The sequence below is a fragment of the Citrobacter sp. XY323 genome (assembly GCF_025106035.1).
Lineage (GTDB): Bacteria > Pseudomonadota > Gammaproteobacteria > Enterobacterales > Enterobacteriaceae > Citrobacter > Citrobacter braakii.
This window is the reverse complement of sequence record NZ_JANYUK010000009.1, coordinates 57,266-75,167: the sequence shown is the minus strand read 5'-3', so window position 1 is coordinate 75,167 and position 17,902 is coordinate 57,266. Positions and strand designations below refer to the sequence as shown.

Annotated in this window: 14 protein-coding genes; 8 read left to right on the top strand and 6 right to left on the bottom strand. The window is 51.3% G+C overall.

Features of this window, described 5'->3' with window-relative positions; translation table 11 throughout:
* Positions 1-86 precede the first annotated feature (86 nt).
* Entirely contained in the window at positions 87-1,862 is a 1,776-nt protein-coding gene (gene fucI / locus N0B36_RS13085) for an L-fucose isomerase (RefSeq protein WP_047357907.1), read from the bottom strand.
* A 463-nt stretch (positions 1,863-2,325) separates the two neighbouring features.
* Between fucI and N0B36_RS13080 the strand changes: the two genes are divergently transcribed.
* From N0B36_RS13080 to fucO, 7 genes are all read left to right on the top strand, one after another.
* Positions 2,326-3,825 (top strand): sugar ABC transporter ATP-binding protein, encoded by a 1,500-nt coding sequence (locus tag N0B36_RS13080; protein ID WP_046276142.1) that lies wholly within the window; start codon positions 2,326-2,328, stop codon positions 3,823-3,825.
* A 3-nt stretch (positions 3,826-3,828) separates the two neighbouring features.
* Positions 3,829-4,812, top strand: a complete 984-nt coding sequence (locus N0B36_RS13075; RefSeq protein ID WP_003034055.1) for an ABC transporter permease — start codon at positions 3,829-3,831, stop codon at positions 4,810-4,812.
* A gap of 73 nt (positions 4,813-4,885) precedes the next feature.
* Positions 4,886-5,836, top strand: coding sequence for an ABC transporter substrate-binding protein (locus N0B36_RS13070; protein WP_016157361.1), 951 nt, complete (start codon positions 4,886-4,888; stop codon positions 5,834-5,836).
* 53 nt (positions 5,837-5,889) lie between these two features.
* Positions 5,890-7,470, top strand: a complete 1,581-nt coding sequence (locus tag N0B36_RS13065) for an FGGY-family carbohydrate kinase (RefSeq protein WP_259688467.1) — start codon at positions 5,890-5,892, stop codon at positions 7,468-7,470.
* Between the two features lie 66 nt (positions 7,471-7,536).
* A complete protein-coding gene (locus N0B36_RS13060) occupies positions 7,537-8,535 on the top strand; it encodes a LacI family DNA-binding transcriptional regulator (RefSeq protein ID WP_259688466.1) in 999 nt (332 codons plus the stop codon).
* A gap of 141 nt (positions 8,536-8,676) precedes the next feature.
* Entirely contained in the window at positions 8,677-9,324 is a 648-nt protein-coding gene (gene fucA / locus N0B36_RS13055; protein WP_200051885.1) for an L-fuculose-phosphate aldolase, read from the top strand.
* Between the two features lie 27 nt (positions 9,325-9,351).
* The gene (gene fucO, locus N0B36_RS13050) at positions 9,352-10,500 is read left to right on the top strand and encodes a lactaldehyde reductase (protein WP_259688465.1); all 1,149 of its coding nucleotides are present in this window, start codon (positions 9,352-9,354) and stop codon (positions 10,498-10,500) included.
* Between the two features lie 91 nt (positions 10,501-10,591).
* Here fucO and xni read toward each other — a convergent pair whose 3' ends face one another.
* From xni to queF, 5 genes are all read right to left on the bottom strand, one after another.
* Positions 10,592-11,347, bottom strand: coding sequence for a flap endonuclease Xni (xni, locus tag N0B36_RS13045; protein ID WP_016154249.1), 756 nt, complete (start codon positions 11,345-11,347; stop codon positions 10,592-10,594).
* Positions 11,348-11,484: 137 nt separating this feature from the next.
* Positions 11,485-12,852 carry an L-serine ammonia-lyase gene (locus N0B36_RS13040; protein WP_019077586.1) on the bottom strand — a complete coding sequence of 456 codons (1,368 nt, stop codon included), beginning with the start codon at positions 12,850-12,852 and terminating at the stop codon, positions 11,485-11,487.
* 53 nt (positions 12,853-12,905) lie between these two features.
* Positions 12,906-14,195: an HAAAP family serine/threonine permease gene (locus N0B36_RS13035; protein WP_016154247.1), complete on the bottom strand. Its 1,290-nt coding sequence runs from the start codon at positions 14,193-14,195 to the stop codon at positions 12,906-12,908.
* Positions 14,196-14,757: 562 nt separating this feature from the next.
* Positions 14,758-16,122, bottom strand: coding sequence for a nucleotide 5'-monophosphate nucleosidase PpnN (gene ppnN, locus N0B36_RS13030; RefSeq protein ID WP_003840366.1), 1,365 nt, complete (start codon positions 16,120-16,122; stop codon positions 14,758-14,760).
* Positions 16,123-16,235: 113 nt separating this feature from the next.
* Positions 16,236-17,084, bottom strand: coding sequence for an NADPH-dependent 7-cyano-7-deazaguanine reductase QueF (gene queF, locus N0B36_RS13025; RefSeq protein WP_016154246.1), 849 nt, complete (start codon positions 17,082-17,084; stop codon positions 16,236-16,238).
* 68 nt (positions 17,085-17,152) lie between these two features.
* On the opposite strand from queF, the gene syd reads away from it, so the two are divergent.
* Complete coding sequence (syd, locus tag N0B36_RS13020; RefSeq protein WP_016157357.1) at positions 17,153-17,698, top strand: SecY-interacting protein; 546 nt, start codon at positions 17,153-17,155, stop codon at positions 17,696-17,698.
* The last annotated feature ends 204 nt before the right edge of the window (positions 17,699-17,902 follow it).

The following is a 17,902-nucleotide window of genomic DNA, read 5'->3' as shown; positions in this document are numbered from 1 at the left end:
ACGTAGCCGGATGGCGCAGCGCTTACCCGGCCTACAAAATTCACCGCGCAGGCCCGGTAAGCTTGCGCCACCGGGCCAGAGTCGCATTAACGCTTATACAGCGGGCCGTAGTTCTGGCAGGCGCGATAATCCTGGCCTTCCATATCCATACCATGGGCTGCCCAGGCTGAAGGGCGGTAAATTTTTTCGTCTTCCACGTTGTGCATACAAACCGGGATACGCAGCATGGCGGCGAGCGTAATAAAGTCTGCGCCCACGTGACCTATCGTCAGTACGCCGTGGTTTGCGCCCCAGTTAGCCATGACGGAATAGACATCGCTGAACGGGCCTTTACCGGTTAAGCGCGGAGCGAACCAGGTGGTTGGCCAGGTGGAGTTGGTGCGCGCATCAAGCTGGTCGTGCATCTCTTTCGGCAATTCCACGCTCCAGCCTTCCGCGATTTGCAGCACCGGGCCCAGGCCTTTGATGATGTTGATGCGGGTCATGGTGAACGGCACGCCGCCCTCGGTCAGGAAGCGAGAAGAATAGCCGCCGCCGCGGAAGTATTCGTGAATAGCCGGACACCATTCGGTAGCCGCCAGGCAATCATCCGCCTCTTTCTGTGAGATTTCCCAGTGCGGCTTCATGGTCGGCTTCCCTTCGCCGTCGCGCTGTTTGCAGGAGCCATCCAGCGCGGCCGAGCCGGAGTTAATCAGGTGAATAATACCGTGCTCAGCAAGGCCGGTTAGCGGTTTACCCGTGACGCGTTCAACCGCCTCTGGCGACCAGTAGGTGCGCACATCGGCAAAGACCTGCGCTGTGCCGGTGAGTTGATGACCAAACAGCATCGCCACGCCGTTCAGGCTGTCGTTTTCGGTGGCGACAACGAACGGTTCGCGAATGCCGTTCCAGTCAAAGGAGCTGTTGAGCAGTGCTTCTGCGGTATCGCCATTCGGGTATTGATCGGTCCAGTGACGCTGGCCCTGGAAGCCTGCGGCAATCGCGTTGTACCCCAGCGACTCTTCAACCCGACCTTTGTCTGCCAGTTTCTGGTTACCCTGCATCATGTCGCGAATGCACATGGCCATCAGTAGGCTCTCTTTCAGCACCGCACGGCTCTGCTCTGCGTTACGCTTATATTGCTGTGCGTTCTGATCTTCACCGTAGCGGAAGTTTTTATCCGCCCACGCCAGCGCCATTTCCAGTTCAGCTTCGTCATAGATTTTTTGGTCGATGCGACGACGCAGTTCGGTCATATCAACGGGTTGAACCTTCATTCCCAGCCAGGATTCAAAGAAGTTATGATCGACAATCGAGCCGGCAATGCCCATTGAAACACCGCCTACGGACAGGTAGCTTTTGCCTTTCATACTGGCAACCGCCAGGCCCGCGCGGGCAAAGCGCAGCAATTTTTCTTCAACATCGGCAGGAATCGTGGTGTCACCGGCATCCTGTACGTCATGGCCGTAAATAGAGAAGGCGGGAAGTCCTTTTTGATTATGCGCAGCCAATGCTGCGGCCAGATAAACTGCGCCGGGACGTTCTGTTCCGTTAAAGCCCCAGATAGCTTTCGGGCGCATCGGATCCATGTCGATGGTTTCGCTACCGTAGCACCAGCATGGGGTAACAGTAATCGTCACGCCTACGTTCAGGCTGCTGAATTTTTCTTCACAGGCGGCAGATTCAGCCATCCCGGCAATGCAAGTGTCGGCAATCACACATTCAATTTGTGCGCCACAGGCGTGACGAAGTTTCTCTGTGATCAGCGCAGCAGTGGCTTTAGCCATATTCATGGTTTGCTCTTCGAGCGATTCACGAACACCCATACGGCGCCCATCAATCACCGGACGAATTCCAATTTTCGGTAAGCTATTTTTGTTCATTCGAGGTTCCTCATCTCACTTTATGCCGTGCTGCAAAAGCGGATGTTGAACACCACTGTCGCAGTTGGCTGAATAACCCATTTTTGCTAACTCGAGTTAGCTTAGGTATTAGAGAGTTTTTTGCACAACTTTTTTGTTGTGGAACTGTGAGAGGCTTCACGAGAAGTGGTTAAAATTCGATCTGCGTCAAATAAACCAGGACGGGTATTTTCAATAAATCCTTTTTAAATTAATTGGTTGTAATAAATTGTCTGTTCAGCGTCACAGTTTTAAACCAAATGATTTGGCTATTTTGAGTAGCTAAAATAGCTTTAAAAGGCACTTCGCTAACTCGAGTTAGCATAATTGATAAAACGCATATGAACTTATAGGTAGTATTCGCATTAACGGTGACGATGGCTTCCTGGCAACGTTTTGCGCCTGATTCACTGATTGCAGTTTCTGTATATTGAGGAAAGCAGCAATGTCTGAAACATTTTTACAGATGAGTCATATTACGAAACGTTTTCCCGGCGTATTAGCGTTGAGTAATGTGGATTTTGCTTTACGCAAAGGAGAGGTTCATGCGCTGCTGGGTGAAAATGGCGCAGGAAAGTCTACGTTGATGAAGATTTTATCCGGTGTTTATCAGCCTGATGAAGGGGATATTATTTTTGAGGGACAACCTGTTACTTTTGCGAATCCGTTGAGTGCACAAAGTGCAGGTATCACCATCATTCACCAGGAGTTTAACCTTTTCCCTGAACTCACGGTGGAAGAAAATATATTTATTGGCAGGGAGTTTTGCAAAAATAATCGCTGGCGTCTGGATGAAAAACAACAGCGACAGGCAGCTATCGATATTTTGCAAAAATTAAACCTGAATATCTCTCCAGAAACGCTGGTGGCCGATCTGACCGTCGCGCAACAACAAATGGTTGAGATTGCTAAAGCGATATCGGTGAATGCCAAGATTCTTATTATGGATGAACCGACGGCAGCACTGACTGAAACGGAAATTGACAGCTTATTTCAGGTAACTCGTTTGCTGAAAGAACAGGGAACGGGCATTGTTTATATCTCGCACAGATTAGAGGAACTGGCGCTGATCGCCGATCGCGCGACGGTGATGCGGGATGGTCAGTTTATTGCCACTGTGGATTATGATGCGGTTAAAATTAGCGATCTGATTGCCATGATGGTTGGACGCGATCTTGGCAATATCTATCCTCGCCGCGAACCTTTGGCTCAACGCAAGCCGGTGTTGGAAGTAAGCGGTCTGACGCGCAATGGCGTATTAAACAATATTGATTTCACTCTGTATCAGGGCGAAATTTTGGGCTTCGCCGGTCTGATGGGGGCAGGACGTACTGAGCTGGCGCGGGCAATTTTTGGTGCGGATCCCATTGATGGCGGAACCCTCAAGCTGAACGGTAACGTGACGGTAATTAAAGATATTCCTGATGCTATCAAACAGGGTATCAGCTATTTAACCGAGGACAGGAAAAAAGAGGGGCTGGCATTAGGACTGTCCGTTGAGCGCAATATTATGTTGGGCAATTATCCTGAGTATTCCGATCGTTATGGCAACGTGGACAGCAAACGTTGTCAGAAAACCAGCGAAGAACAGGTGAAAGCCCTACGTATTAAAACACCACATTTAGAACAGGCTGCTCTGAATTTAAGTGGTGGTAATCAGCAGAAAATTATTATTGCCAGATGGGTGTGTAAAGACACCGATATTCTCATCTTTGATGAACCCACTCGCGGTATTGATGTGGGTGCCAAACTTGAGATTTATGAATTAATGAATCGACTGGTGGCAAAAGGGAAGTCAATTATCATGATCTCCTCTGAATTACCGGAAGTGCTGGGTATGTGCGATCGCATTTTAGTGATGCGTAATGGACGTATTACCGGGGAGTTAGCTTCTGATGACGCCACACAAGAAAAAATCATGCAATATGCGACGTTAGAGGACTAATTTATGACTATCTCTGTAACCTCTTCAGACAGCAATAATAAGAAAATAAAAATTAACAAAGAACTTTTAATGCGCCTTGCGCCGCTTTTGAGTCTGATTATTTTAGTAATATTTTTTAGCTTTGGTTCGCCATTTTTCTTTAACACTGAAAACATCATGACAATCGCTCTGCAAACTTCAGTGATTGGCATTATGGCGATTGGCGTTACCTTCGTCATTATCACGTCAGGAATCGACCTTTCTCTTGGCTCGGTGGTGGCCTTTTCGGGTGTTGCGGTGGGCATCAGCGCCACGCTGGGATTGCCTCTGCCCGTATGTATTCTGGCCGGGGTGCTGGCCGGTGGATTATGCGGCTATATCAATGGTCTGCTGGTCACCAAAATGACTATCCCACCTTTTATCGCCACGCTGGGCCTGATGATGTCCGTCAGAGGCATCAATATGGTGATGACAGATGGTCGTGCGATTTATTTCGCTGATTACCCCACCTTCAAAATGCTGGCCCAGGGACGTTTGTTCGATGTGTTGCCTTATCCCGTTTTTTACCTGGTGGTGGTGGCGCTAATCGCCGCCTACATCCTGAAGAAAACGGTGATTGGTCGCTATGTTTACGCTGTGGGTAGCAATGAGGTGGCCGCACATCTTTCCGGTATTAAAGTTCAACGCGTCAAAATTTTCGTCTACGCCTTTTGTGGTCTGCTGACCGGGATCGCCGGCGTTATTCTGGCCTCACGTCTGAACTCTGGTCAGCCAACGGTTGGCGTGGGTTATGAACTGGAAGCCATCGCGGCGGTTGTTATTGGCGGTACGAGCCTGATGGGAGGAATTGGCACCATCGGCGGGACTATCATCGGCGCATTCATTATGAGCGTGTTGAAAAACGGTCTGAACCTGATGGGGGTTTCCCAGTTCTGGCAAATGGTGGCCATGGGCGTGGTGGTCATTGCTGCGGTTTATCTCGATACATTACGCAAAAAAATTCGTTGATTTACGCTCCCGGAAGTCACGGGGCATCATAACCCTGACGTTTAGGGTGACTCACTCAGAACGGAGTAAAACAATGAGAACCAGGAATTTTGTCTATGCGTTATCCCTGCTGGCCTGTATGACATCCAGCGTATTGGCTAAAGATATGAACCTTCCGGTGGTCAGTAAAGGTTTCCAGCATGAATTCTGGCAAACCGTAAAAATGGGGACGGAAGCGGCAGCAAAAGAGTCGGGTGATAAAACCAGCTATGTTGGCCCGGCGGATGAAACTCAGATTGCCGAGCAGATTCAGCTAGTTGAAAACGCGATGGCGCAAAAACCCAATGGGCTATTGCTGGCAGCGTTAGATGCCAATGCGCTGGCGCCATTAGTTGAGACCGCAAATTCACGCGGCATTAAAGTTGTGACGTTTGACTCCGGCGTGAATTCCGATATTCCAGTGAGCTTTGTCGCCACGAATAACCGTAAAGCCGGTGCTGAAGCGGCGGATGCACTGGCTGCGGAAGTGGGCAGCAAAGGTAAAGTGGGCATTATTGCGCACGTAGCGGGGACCTCCTCAGCGATTGAGCGTTCGGAAGGGTTTATTGCCCGCATGAAGGAGAAATACCCGGAAATCCAGGTGCTACCGGTCCAGTACAGCGATGGCGATCCGCAAAAAGCGATGGATAAAACCATCGATATGATCCAGGCCAACCCTGATATTGCAGGGATTTATGGCACCAATGAAGGCTCAACGCTGGGCGTAGCAAACGCCATTGATAGTCAAAACCTGAAAGGCAAAGTGAAAGTGATTGGTTTTGATAGCACCGAGGCAATCATTGCTTTCCTGAAGTCTGGGGTCATTCAGGGCTTTGTCGTGCAGGACGCTTATCAGATTGGCTACCAGGGTATCAAGACACTAAATGCAGCGGTATCGGGTCAGTCTGTACCGAAAGAAATTGATATTCCGGTTAAATTCGTTAATGCGAAGAACATTGACACCCCGGAAATTGACAAGCTGTTACACCCATTTGGTAAAAAATAACCCCGTTGGGGCGAAGTGCTCGCCCCATCATTCGCCAGCGTCAGGGAGTTACTATGGGCAGTGGATATTTCCTCGGTGTGGATGTCGGTTCCGCCAGCGTCAGGGCTGGTGTCTTTGATGCCAGTGGCAAACGGCTGGCTTTTGCGACATATGCCATCTCGCAGTTTCGACCCGGTCCTGAGCGGGTTGAGCAGTCATCTGCAGAAATCTGGCAGCAGGTTTGCCATGCAGTGAAGGAGGCGGTGTCGTCATCCGGGGTTCGCATTGAGGAGATCCGCGCATTGGGATTTGATGCCACCTGTTCATTGGTGGCACTGGATGAACAGGGGCGGGGCCTGGCGGTTTCACCTGGCGAACCATCAGACCATAACATCATCATGTGGATGGATCATCGTGCGGCGCAGGAGACGCAACGTATTAACGCCACGCAGGATCCGGCTCTGCGCTACGTTGGCGGTGAAGTCAGCGTCGAAATGGAGCTTCCTAAAGTTTTGTGGCTGAAAAACCATTTTCCAGCCACCTGGCAGAGTGCGTATCGCTTCTACGATCTGGCGGACTTTCTGGTCTCTAAAGCTACCGCCTGTGATGTTGCTGGTCTGTGCACGCTGACCTGTAAATGGAACTATCTGGCACATGAACAACGCTTTAGCCACTCCCTGCTTGACGCTGTTGAGCTAACGGATTTGTTGGGAAAAATCCCGTCGCGGATCCTGCCGCCAGGCGCTGCCGTTGGAACGCTTAGCACCGATGCGGCCCAGGCGCTGGGGCTGACGACTGCAGTGGTCGTCGCCAGCGGAATGATTGATGCCCATGCGGGCGGAGTAGCGCTTGCCGGTGTTGAGCCTGAGGGGACGTTGGCGTTGATCAGCGGAACGTCAAATTGCCATATGCTGTGCAGCGAGCAGGAAATTCATACACTAGGTGTATGGGGGCCGTACTGGTCAGCCATGCTGCCAGGCTACTGGCTGACAGAAGGGGGGCAAAGTGCTGCTGGGGCGTTAGTCGACTGGACGCTTCAGGAGTCAGGAGCCAGCGCGGCACTATTTCACAAGGCTGAGGCGCGGGGTTGCCATCCCATCGTTTTAGTTAATGAATGGGTTGCCGCACTTGAGGCGCAGGAGTCAGAGCCTGGTCGTTATTTGCATGTGCTGGCCGATCACCACGGCAATCGTTCACCGCGCGCGCGACCCGATGCCCGGGGGAGTGTTTGCGGTTTGACTCTTGAGCGAGGCGAGATGCAGGTTGCTCGTCTGTACCTGGCGACATTACAGGCGATCGCCTGCGGTACGCGGCATATTATGGAAGTGATGCGCGAAAACGGTCACACCATTTCCCGACTGACGCTGTGCGGCGGCGCAACGCATAACCCACTGTGGTTGCGAGAATATGCCGATGCCACCGGATGCGATATTCATCTGATGCAGGAAGAGGATGCGGTGACGTTAGGTGCGGCCATCACCGGCGCGGTTGCCTGCGGCGCGTGGGAAAATATTCCATCTGCATGCCAGGCGATGGTTCGATCAGGCGAGGTGATTAAGGCTAACCCGGCACGGCGGAACTTCTATGACCGCAAATATCAGGCTTATCTGATGATGTGGGATCAGCAGCAGGCGATTAACCAACTTATGCAGTAAGACAAAAGTTTAAAATACTTTTATGATTGTAGATTGACGTTTTTGGATGTGAACTGGGGCATATAAATGGCTAAAACAGTAGAACAGATAGCCAGCGATCTGAATTTATCGGTTACGACCGTACGACTGGTGCTGAACGGGAAAGCAGAGCAATATCGAATCAGTGTCAAAACCCAAACGCGTATTAATGAATATGTCGAGCGCTATGGTTACGTCATTAACCATTCAGCACGTAGCCTGAAATTGAATAAAACGGATACGTTGGGATTGATTGTGCCCAATATTTCCAACGTGTTTTTTGCCACACTCGCAGAAAAACTTGAGCAACGCTGTCGTCGTTCCGGTTATCAGCTAACGATTAGCTGTACCTATGACGATGTTGATTACGAAAATAAACTGACCAAAGCGTTAATAGCTCGCAATGTCGATGGCCTTTTTATTGTTCCCTCAACATTAGAGAATCAGCAGCACCATTTACGTCAGGTCAGAAAACCGATGGTGTTACTTGACCGTGATTTTAAGTATACCGATAACGCTCTGGTAGAAAGCCATAACATTTTGGGCGGCGAAAAGTTGACGCAAAGTTTGTTTGACGCTGGAAAGTCGCCGATCTGGTTTTTGGTGGGAGATACCGGATTACCCAGCATCGGCGACCGTTTACAAGGTTATCTTAATGCATTGAACAATAATGGTATTTTGCATAGCGATTGGGTGCGCGAAGGGCCGGACAACACGCCCGAGGGGGGTTATCGACTGATGGATGAGTTGATCGGCGAACAGGGCTGTCCACAGGCATTTATCGCTTCATCATTACCCGTACTGGAGGGGGCCATTAATGCTATTCGTAATCGTTTTGGCACAATTCCACCTGAAATTAACATTGGAACATTCGATGAACACCCAATGCTGGGATTCCTCGCCAATAATGTCTGGTCAATGCAGCAGGATGAAAATGTTTGGGCGGAAAAAGCGTTCGATATGATGATGAGTGCTATTAATGACCAGCCAATTAAAGAAACTGTAAAAGTTGAGATGAAACTTATTAAGCGCGTAAGACAACCTTAATACGCCGCTATAAATAAATCGGCCTACTGAACCTGAATATATACGTTCAGTGGCTGCCTGTATCTGAAACCTGACCCGTCTTACTCTGCGGCTGCATTTTTCGCAATAAAGACGAGGGGAAACTGTACCCGGAGAATCATTATGGAAAGAATGCGTTTGTCGCGAGAAATCATTGAAACCTGCCTTGAAATGACCAGCCTTGGATTGAATCAGGGGACGGCGGGAAATGTGAGTGCGCGTTATGAAAATGGGATGCTGATCACGCCCAGCGGTATTCCTTACGAAAGACTTACTGAAAATATGATCGTGTATGTAGATAACGACGGGAAATATGATAAACGACAATTACCCTCCAGTGAATGGCGTTTTCACCTGGCGGCATACCAGACGCGTCCGGATGCCAATGCGGTTGTCCATAACCATGCCGTACATTGCACGGCCGTTTCTATTCTTAATCGCCCTATCCCGGCAATTCACTACATGATTGCGGCGGCAGGGGGGAACTCTATTCCGTGTGCGCCTTATGCGACGTTTGGTACACGAGAGCTGTCAGAGCATGTGAGCGTCGCCCTGAAAAACCGTAAGGCAACGCTTTTACAGCACCATGGGTTGATTGCTTGTGAAGCGAATTTGGAAAAAGCACTGTGGTTGGCGCATGAAGTGGAAGTTCTGGCCCGCCTTTATCTGAGCACGCTGGCGATTGTTGACCCGGTGCCGGTGCTGGATGACGAGGAGATCGCCATTGTGCTGGAGAAATTCAAATCTTACGGATTACGCATTGAAGAGTAATTTCGCATAGCGAAAAGGAGAAATACGATGGCGAACAGAATGATTCTGAACGAAACGGCATGGTTTGGCCGGGGAGCTGTTGGTGCATTAACCGATGAAGTCATCCGTCGTGGTTATCGCAAGGCGTTGATTGTGACTGATAAAAATCTGGTGCAGTGCGGCGTTGTCGATAAGGTGACTTCCCGAATGGATGCTGCTGGTCTGGCATGGGAAATCTATTCAGGCGTTATTCCTAACCCAACCATTGCGGTGGTGCAGGAAGGGTTGGGTGTCTTTAAGCAAAGCGGCGCAGACTATCTGATCGCCATCGGCGGAGGCTCCCCTCAGGATACCTGTAAAGCGATTGGCATTATCAATAATAACCCTGAGTTTGCGGATGTACGCAGCCTTGAAGGGTTATCGCCAACGCGCAGCCCGAGTGTGCCGGTTATGGCTATCCCAACCACCGCGGGAACGGCAGCGGAAGTGACCATTAACTACGTGATCACTGACGAAGAAAATCGGCGTAAGTTTGTTTGTGTCGACCCCCATGACATCCCACAGGTAGCGTTCATTGATGCTGACATGATGGACGGTATGCCAGCGGCGCTAAAAGCCGCCACCGGAGTGGATGCCCTGACCCATGCTATTGAGGGGTACATTACGCGGGCTGCGTGGGCGCTTACCGATGCGCTGCACATTAAAGCTATTGAAATGATAGCCGGGGCATTACGTGGTTCCGTTGCGGGCGATACCCTGGCGGGGGAAGCGATGGCGCTGGGCCAGTACGTTGCCGGGATGGGCTTTTCCAACGTTGGTCTGGGATTAGTGCATGGAATGGCACACCCGTTAGGCGCGTTTTATAACACGCCGCACGGCGTAGCAAATGCCATTTTGCTGCCGCACGTGATGCGCTATAACGCCGAATTCACCGGGGAAAAATTCCGCGATATCGCCCGGGTGATGGGAGTTAAGGTTGAAGGACTGACGCTGGCAGAGGCACGTAAAGCGGCAGTAGATGCCGTCTTCGCCCTTAACCGCGATGTAGGGATCCCGCTGCATTTACGCGATGTTGGCGTACGTAAAGAGGATATTCCTGCGCTGGCGCAGGCGGCATTTGACGATGTTTGTACCGGGGGAAATCCCCGTGAAGCGAATCTTGGGGATATCGTTGAGCTGTACCACACCGCCTGGTAATTTTTCAGCATGACGGCGTGAAAGCCTTATCCGGCCTACCGGGGTGTTCGACGTGTAGGCCAGATAAGCACAGCGCCATTCGGCAACAGAACTATCGCACCAACCGTAATTGCTGCAGGTTTCCGTCGATATGTAAGTCCGTTTGCAGCCGTGCGATATCGCGACACAGAAACGCCATCTCCTGGTGCATCTCTAGTTTCTTGCGCCACTTGTCCGGTACTTCATCAAGATGCGCGTAAATGCCTTCCAGATGTTGAAACTGTACGAGCAGCTGCGTGGCGCTTTTGGGACCAATACCTGCAACCCCCGGTACTTTCGAACTGCTGATCCCGGCCAGTCCCCAGTAATCAGGCAACTGCTGCGGCAGCACGCCAAACTCTTTCTCAATAAACGGTGCATCCAGCCAGCGCTTCTGGAAGTAGTCACGAATACGCAGCGTCGGGGAGAGCAACTGACAATAGCCTTTATCGGTTGAGACGATGGTAGCCTGATGTCCCGCCTGGCTCACTTTAACCGCCAGGGTTGCGGCTAAATCATCGGCTTCATTCCCGCTGGAGACCCAACAGCAGACGCCGCGCTGTTCAAAAGCGGCGCGTAAGGCGGGCATTTCCTGGTGCAATTCATCAGGCATCGGGGGGCGACCTGCTTTGTAGTCAGGCAACCGTTGGTGACGCCAGCCGCTGTTGCGCGCTTCATCATCGAATACCGCCACGGCGTGCGTAGGCTGACTGTGCACAATCAGCTGATCGAGCGCGTGCTGGCACGTCTCTACGCAGGGTGAGCCCTGTACGGCGTGAATGCGGCGGATAAGGTTCAGTGCATCGACAATGAGCAGGTGGACGGCCACGGTGTTCTCCCTAACAAATAAGTTTGTAGGGTAACATTCACGGCGAGGGGAGGCGAGTGTTGCGAAATAGCGTTATCCGTAGACCGGATGGCGGCGAGCGCCTCATCCGGCCTACAGATCCTGAAACGTGGTGGGACTTAATCGCAGGTGACAATCTTCATCGCCAGACCGCCGCGAGATGTTTCACGGTATTTGGCGTTCATGTCTTTACCGGTTTCGTACATGGTCTCGATGACTTTATCAAGGCACACGCGCGGTTCGCTGGTACGGCGCAGCGCCATACGTGCGGCGTTCACTGCTTTAACCGAAGCAATGGCGTTACGCTCAATGCACGGTACCTGCACCTGGCCGGCAACCGGATCGCAGGTCAGACCCAGGTTATGTTCCATACCGATTTCCGCCGCGATGCACACCTGCGTTGGGCTACCGCCCAGCAGTTCAGCCAGACCGGCCGCAGCCATGGAGCAGGCAACGCCGACTTCACCCTGACAGCCCACTTCGGCGCCAGAGATAGAGGCGTTCATCTTGTACAGTGAACCAATGGCGCTCGCGACCAGCATGTAGCGTGCCAGCGAGTTAGCATTCACTTCGCGGATAAACTTGTCGTAGTACGCCAGCACGGCAGGAACAATCCCGCATGCGCCATTAGTTGGCGCCGTAACCACGCGTCCACCGGCAGCGTTTTCTTCGTTCACGGCCAGCGCGAACATGTTGATCCAGTCAACAACCGCCATCGGATCAGTGGTGGTTTTGTCGCTGCTGACCAGCATACGACGCAGCGCCGCCGCGCGACGTGGAACGCGCAGTTTGCCCGGCAATACACCTTCGGTGGTGATGCCGCGCTCAATCCCGCTGCGCATGACGTCCCAGACGTTGGCGAAGTGTTGTTCCAGCTCTTCTTTGCTGTGCAGCGCCAGTTCGTTTTGCATCATCAGACCGGAAAGTGACAGGCCGGTTTCCTGGCAATGACGTTGCAAATCAGCCGCAGATTTATACGGATACGGCACGTTTACCGGAGAGTTGTTCGGTAAACCAAAATGTTCTTCATCAACGATGAACCCACCGCCAATGGAATAGTAAGTCTGGCTGTAAATAGCTTTTTCGCCCGCCAGTGCGGTAATACGCATCCCGTTTTCGTGCAGGGACAGATTGTCCGCATGGAAATTCATGCACTTGTCGACCGGGAACTCGACCTCATGTTGACCGTCCGCCAGCAGCAAACGTCCATGAGTATTCACATCCTGGATAAAGGCCGGGATGGCATCAATGTCTACGGTATCCGGCAGATTACCCGCCAGGCCCATAATAATCGCGATGTCGGTATGGTGACCTTTCCCCGTCAGAGACAAAGAGCCATAGACATCAACCACTACGCGGGTTACGTCAGTGAGAATTCCGCGTGCAATCAGGTCATCCGTGAATTGTTTGCCTGCTTTCATCGGGCCAACAGTGTGGGAGCTGGAAGGGCCAATGCCGATTTTGAAAATATCGAATACGCTAATCATGAGGCGTCCATTGTGTATCGAGGTGCGCCGCCCCGAGGAGCGGCGCAGGGGAATTAACTGAACAGAGAGTAGAAAATAGCGGAGATAGCGATCAGGCCCATAATCACAACGAAGACGTTGCTGATATGGCCGCTGTATTTACGCATTGCCGGTACTTTCTGAATTGCATACATCGGCATCAGGAACAGAATCATCGCGATGATAGGGCCACCCAGGGTTTCAATCATACCGAGGATACTTGGGTTCAGCGTCGCCACAATCCAGGTGGTTACCAGCATGAACAGCGCAGTGATTTTGTTCAGTTTGTTGATTTCGATGGTTTTGCCTTTGCCGCGCAGAGACTTAATCACCATACCGTTGAAACCTTCACGTGCGCCCAGGTAGTGGCCGAGGAAGGATTTGGTGATAGCGATAATCGCGATGATCGGTGCCATCCAGGCAATGATCGGCGCGTTAAAGTGGTTTGCCAGGTAAGACAGGATAGAGATGTTCTGCTCTTTCGCTGCGGCCAGATCCGCTGGGGTCAGGCTAAATACGCAGCTGAAGACGAAGAACATAACGGTCAGCACCATCATGATGTGAGCGAATGCCAGAATCTTAGAGCATTTCTTCTCAGCTTCATCACCGTATTCTTCACGCTTCGCCACGGCGAAGGAGGAGATGATTGGTGAGTGGTTGAAGGAGAATACCATTACCGGAATTGCCAGCCACAGGGTCAACAGCAGTCCGTTGCCGGTGGTTGCTGCAGAGTCAAAGGACAGGGTTTCCAGAACGGCACCGCTCCACTGAGGGATCAGGTACAGCGCCAGCAGCATCAGGGCGGCAACAAACGGGAATACCAGGATGCTCATCGCCTTCACGATCATCTGCTCACCGAAACGCACGATGGTCATCATGCCGACAATCAGGATCAGAGACAGGATTGCGCGCGGCGGCGGCGTAATTGCCAACTGGTGGGTCAGGAAGCTTTCGACGGTGTTGGTGATTGCTACGCTGTAGACCAACAGAATTGGGTAGATAGCGAAGAAGTAGAGCAGGGTAATCAGTTTTCCTGCGCCTACACCAAAGTGTTCTTCTACAACTTCAGTAATGTCTTCACCCGGATTTTTACCGGACAGCACGAAGCGAGTCAGGCCGCGGTGTGCAAAGAAGGTCATTGGGAAAGCAAGGATCGCCATGATGATCAGCGGAATCATACCGCCTACGCCTGCGTTAATCGGCAGGAACAATACACCCGCGCCAATCGCCGTGCCGTAAAGGCCCAGCATCCACATGGTATCTGTCTTGCGCCATGCGCTGCGGGTCTGGCCCGTAACGATAGTGCTGGTTTGAGTGTTTTCCATCTATTTCTCCTGGAGGAAGCTTAAAAAGTCGGGTTTGGGATCAATCCAATGAGAAAATACCCGACTGTAAATCGAAATTCGTTGAGCGATTTTTTATATAATTTTTCGCCGTAATAATTTGCGGGCGGAAAGATACATTTTAGTAATGAATGTATCAGTGATCGCGATCCCAAATGCAATAATCCACCTTTTATGTGGATAAATTTGGACCATTAATCTGTTAAAAAATAGTCAAAGCGAATTTACGGGCGCGAAGGCTAACATTAACGACATATATCATGAAAGCGAAGGCGCGAAGATACGAGCGTTACGCTGTAAAAACTGTTGTTTTTAGAGGATTTTGGCGACTAATAATAATTTCCTAAGATAAATCACGGTTGGGTTTTAAAGGTAATCGTTTGCGTAGCGCGTTATTTTTAATGAAACATCATCGGTATTTATATGATCGTCTGAGCTATGTGACTGGTATCACTAAAAAAAGCCGGGAGGCTGATGCGCCAAACCCGGCTTTGATATGGACAAAACTGTCACCGCGATAGCGTCTGCTGGCGGCTGTTGGAGGTTAGGCGCAAATCTCGTAGCAAGGGATATACGCGGAGCCTGGTAACTTCATACGATGCTGTGCAACAAAGCCCTGCAGGAGATCGTCCATGCGGCGCATCATTTCGCGGTCACCGTGGATTTTGTACGGGCCAAACTCTTCAATGGCGCGGATCCCGACTTCCTTCACGTTACCGGCTACAATCCCCGAGAACGCACGGCGCAGGTCTGCCGCCAGTACTTCCACAGGTTGGTCCGGGTACAGCTTCAGGTTAGCCATGTTTTCATGGGACGGCTCGAACGGCATCTGCAAATCAGGCGCGATACGAATCGACCAGTTAAAGCTGTAGGCATCACCGGTGTCACGGCGGTTCTCTTTCACCAGCGGCATCGCTTTTTTCATCAGACGAGCCACTTCTGCTGCATCGTCTATGATAATGCGATAGTGGCGACGCGCATCTTCCCCCAGCGTGTGCACGATAAATTCGTCCAGCACGCGGAAGTAATCGGCGCTCTCTTTTGGTCCAGTCAGGATCAGCGGTAAAACCTGATCTTTGTTGGCCGGGTTCATCAGGATCCCCAGCAGATACAGCAGTTCTTCTGCTGTCCCTACGCCGCCTGGGAAGATGATTATACCGTGGGCGATACGCACGAACGCTTCCAGACGTTTTTCAATGTCCGGCATGATGATCAGTTCGTTAACCAGCGGGTTAGGCGGCTCAGCGGCAATGATTGACGGTTCGGTCATACCGATAAAGCGGCTGTCTTTGTATCGTTGCTGGGCGTGACCGACCGCAGCGCCTTTCATTGGCGCTTCCATCGCCCCCGGACCACAGCCGGTACAGATGTTCAGTTCGCGCAGGCCCAACTGGGTACCAACGCGACGGGCGTACAGGTACTCATTTTCGTTGATTGAGTGACCCCCCCAGCAGACGACCATGTTCGGCGCTTCACCCACGTGTAGCGCCCGGGCATTGCGCAGGATCGAGAATACCAGGTTGGTAATATGCACCGAGCTTTCAAGATCCAGATGCTGAAAGCGACCGGCGTTATGGATCTGGCCATTGACGAACAGAATGTCGCGCAGCACAGCAAACAGGTTGGCCTGCAGTGCGCGAATAATGCGTCCATCAACAAACGCATCTTCAGGTGGGTTGATCAGTTCCAGCTTCACGCCCCGTTCGCGGCGCAGCACGTTAATGTCGAAACTTTCAAAGCGTGACAGCAGCTCTTTGCTGTTGTCGGTCAAACTGCCGGAGTTCAGAACGGCAAGCGAACAGTTACGAAACAGTTGATACAGGTCGCTGCTGGCCGTGCGTTTAAGCATATCGACTTCCAGCTGCGACAACATGTCCATTGAGCCAAGCGGGCTAATATGTGTAATCAAGTAAACTCCTTATGGGACGCAACACGTCATTCCCTGTTGATTACAATAGCCCTGGCTTATGACCTTTCACAACCTTGCGCGCGGAATCCGGCACGCAAAATTGAGAAAAAAGATTACTGACGTACCAGGCGCCCCGTTGCTGGGGTGAAATCGGTGTTGGTGCGCCATGGGTTAATGTCCAGGCCGCCACGTCGCGTGTAGCGTGCGTAAACGCTCAGTTTCTCCGGCTGGCAGAAGCGCAGAATGTCATTGAAAATGCGTTCCACGCACTGCTCGTGAAACTCATTATGGTGACGGAAGGAGACCAGATAACGCAGCAGCTTCTCGCGATCGATTTTCCGTCCGCGATACTGAATCTGTATGGAGCCCCAGTCCGGCTGGTGGGTGATCAAGCAGTTAGACTTCAGCAGATGGCTGACCAGCGTCTCTTCCACCGCTTTTTCACCGCCAACGGCATTTTCCAGATACTCTGTGCTGAACTGGTAGTTATCGATGACGATATCCTGATTGTCGATACAGGTGCCGTTAAAGTGGGCTATCGGTTGTCCTTCCAGTTCGTCAAGACGGTACAGCGCTACGCTGACATCACCCTGAGCACAGGCGCGCAGATCGTTTTCCAGCGTCTGGCGTACCGCATCCCAGGAATCAAAACGCGTCTGGTTAAAACTGTTCAGGTAAAGCTTAAAGCTTTTCGATTCGATCAGATTTACGCTGGTGTAATCCAGTTCTACATGACCGACCGCTACCTGCGGTAAACCGTTGGCATTCAGCCAAGACAGTTCATATAGCGTCCAGATATCGGCACCGTGAAAAGGCAGATTATCGGCCTGTAAATCCAGCGGGTCGCGGTTCAGGCTGCGTGGAACGCCCTGCAGCAGGCTGGCATCGTAATTGTCACGGTAATCTGTTGATTTACCGAGAGTCAGGCCGTCAAGCGCCTGATGATTTTCATAAGAGGACATGTTTCACCGTCATAAACCAGATACACTATGCGACAAGTGTATCCTGGCTTTTGTGAAGAGAGAAATCAGTGGACGAATTGACAGCGCAGGCGTTGACAGCCTTTACGACACGTTATTGCGACGCATGGTACGAAAAAAACAACAGTTGGCCCCTCAGCGAAGAGCTGTATGGCGTACCTTCTCCGTGCATCATTTCTTCCACAGACGATGCGGTATTCTGGCAACCTCAGCCTTTTGTCGGCGAAAAAAACCTCAATGCGGTTGAACGCGCCTTTGATATCGTGATACAACCAGCCGTTCACGCTTTTTACACCACCCAGTTTGCCGGGGACATGCACGCGCAGTTTGCGGATGAAAAGCTAACACTGCTGCAAACCTGGAGCGAAGACGACTTCAGGCGCGTTCAGGAAAACCTGATTGGTCACCTAGTTACGCAAAAGCGCCTCAAGCTGTCGCCTACGCTTTTTATTGCCACCCAGGACAATGAGCTTGACGTCATTTCGGTGTGCAATCTCTCCGGTGAAGTGTGCAAAGAAACGCTGGGAACCCGTAAACGAACGGTGCTGGCGGACTCACTTGCGGAATTTCTCACTCAGCTTAAGCCAGTTCTGTAATCCAGATTGCCCTGAACCTTGTGAGAGATCTCTTACAAACCCTGTAGGACATTGCCAGGTGATAAGTAAAGACTTAATGAACGGATAAAATAATTATTCCTTATTATTCATGAATTTAATGTTTTATTGTCAACTTTCATACGAAAATAATCTTAAGGGAGTGTCTCTAAGCATCTTGTAAGACAAGGCGAAACAGGCGATTCT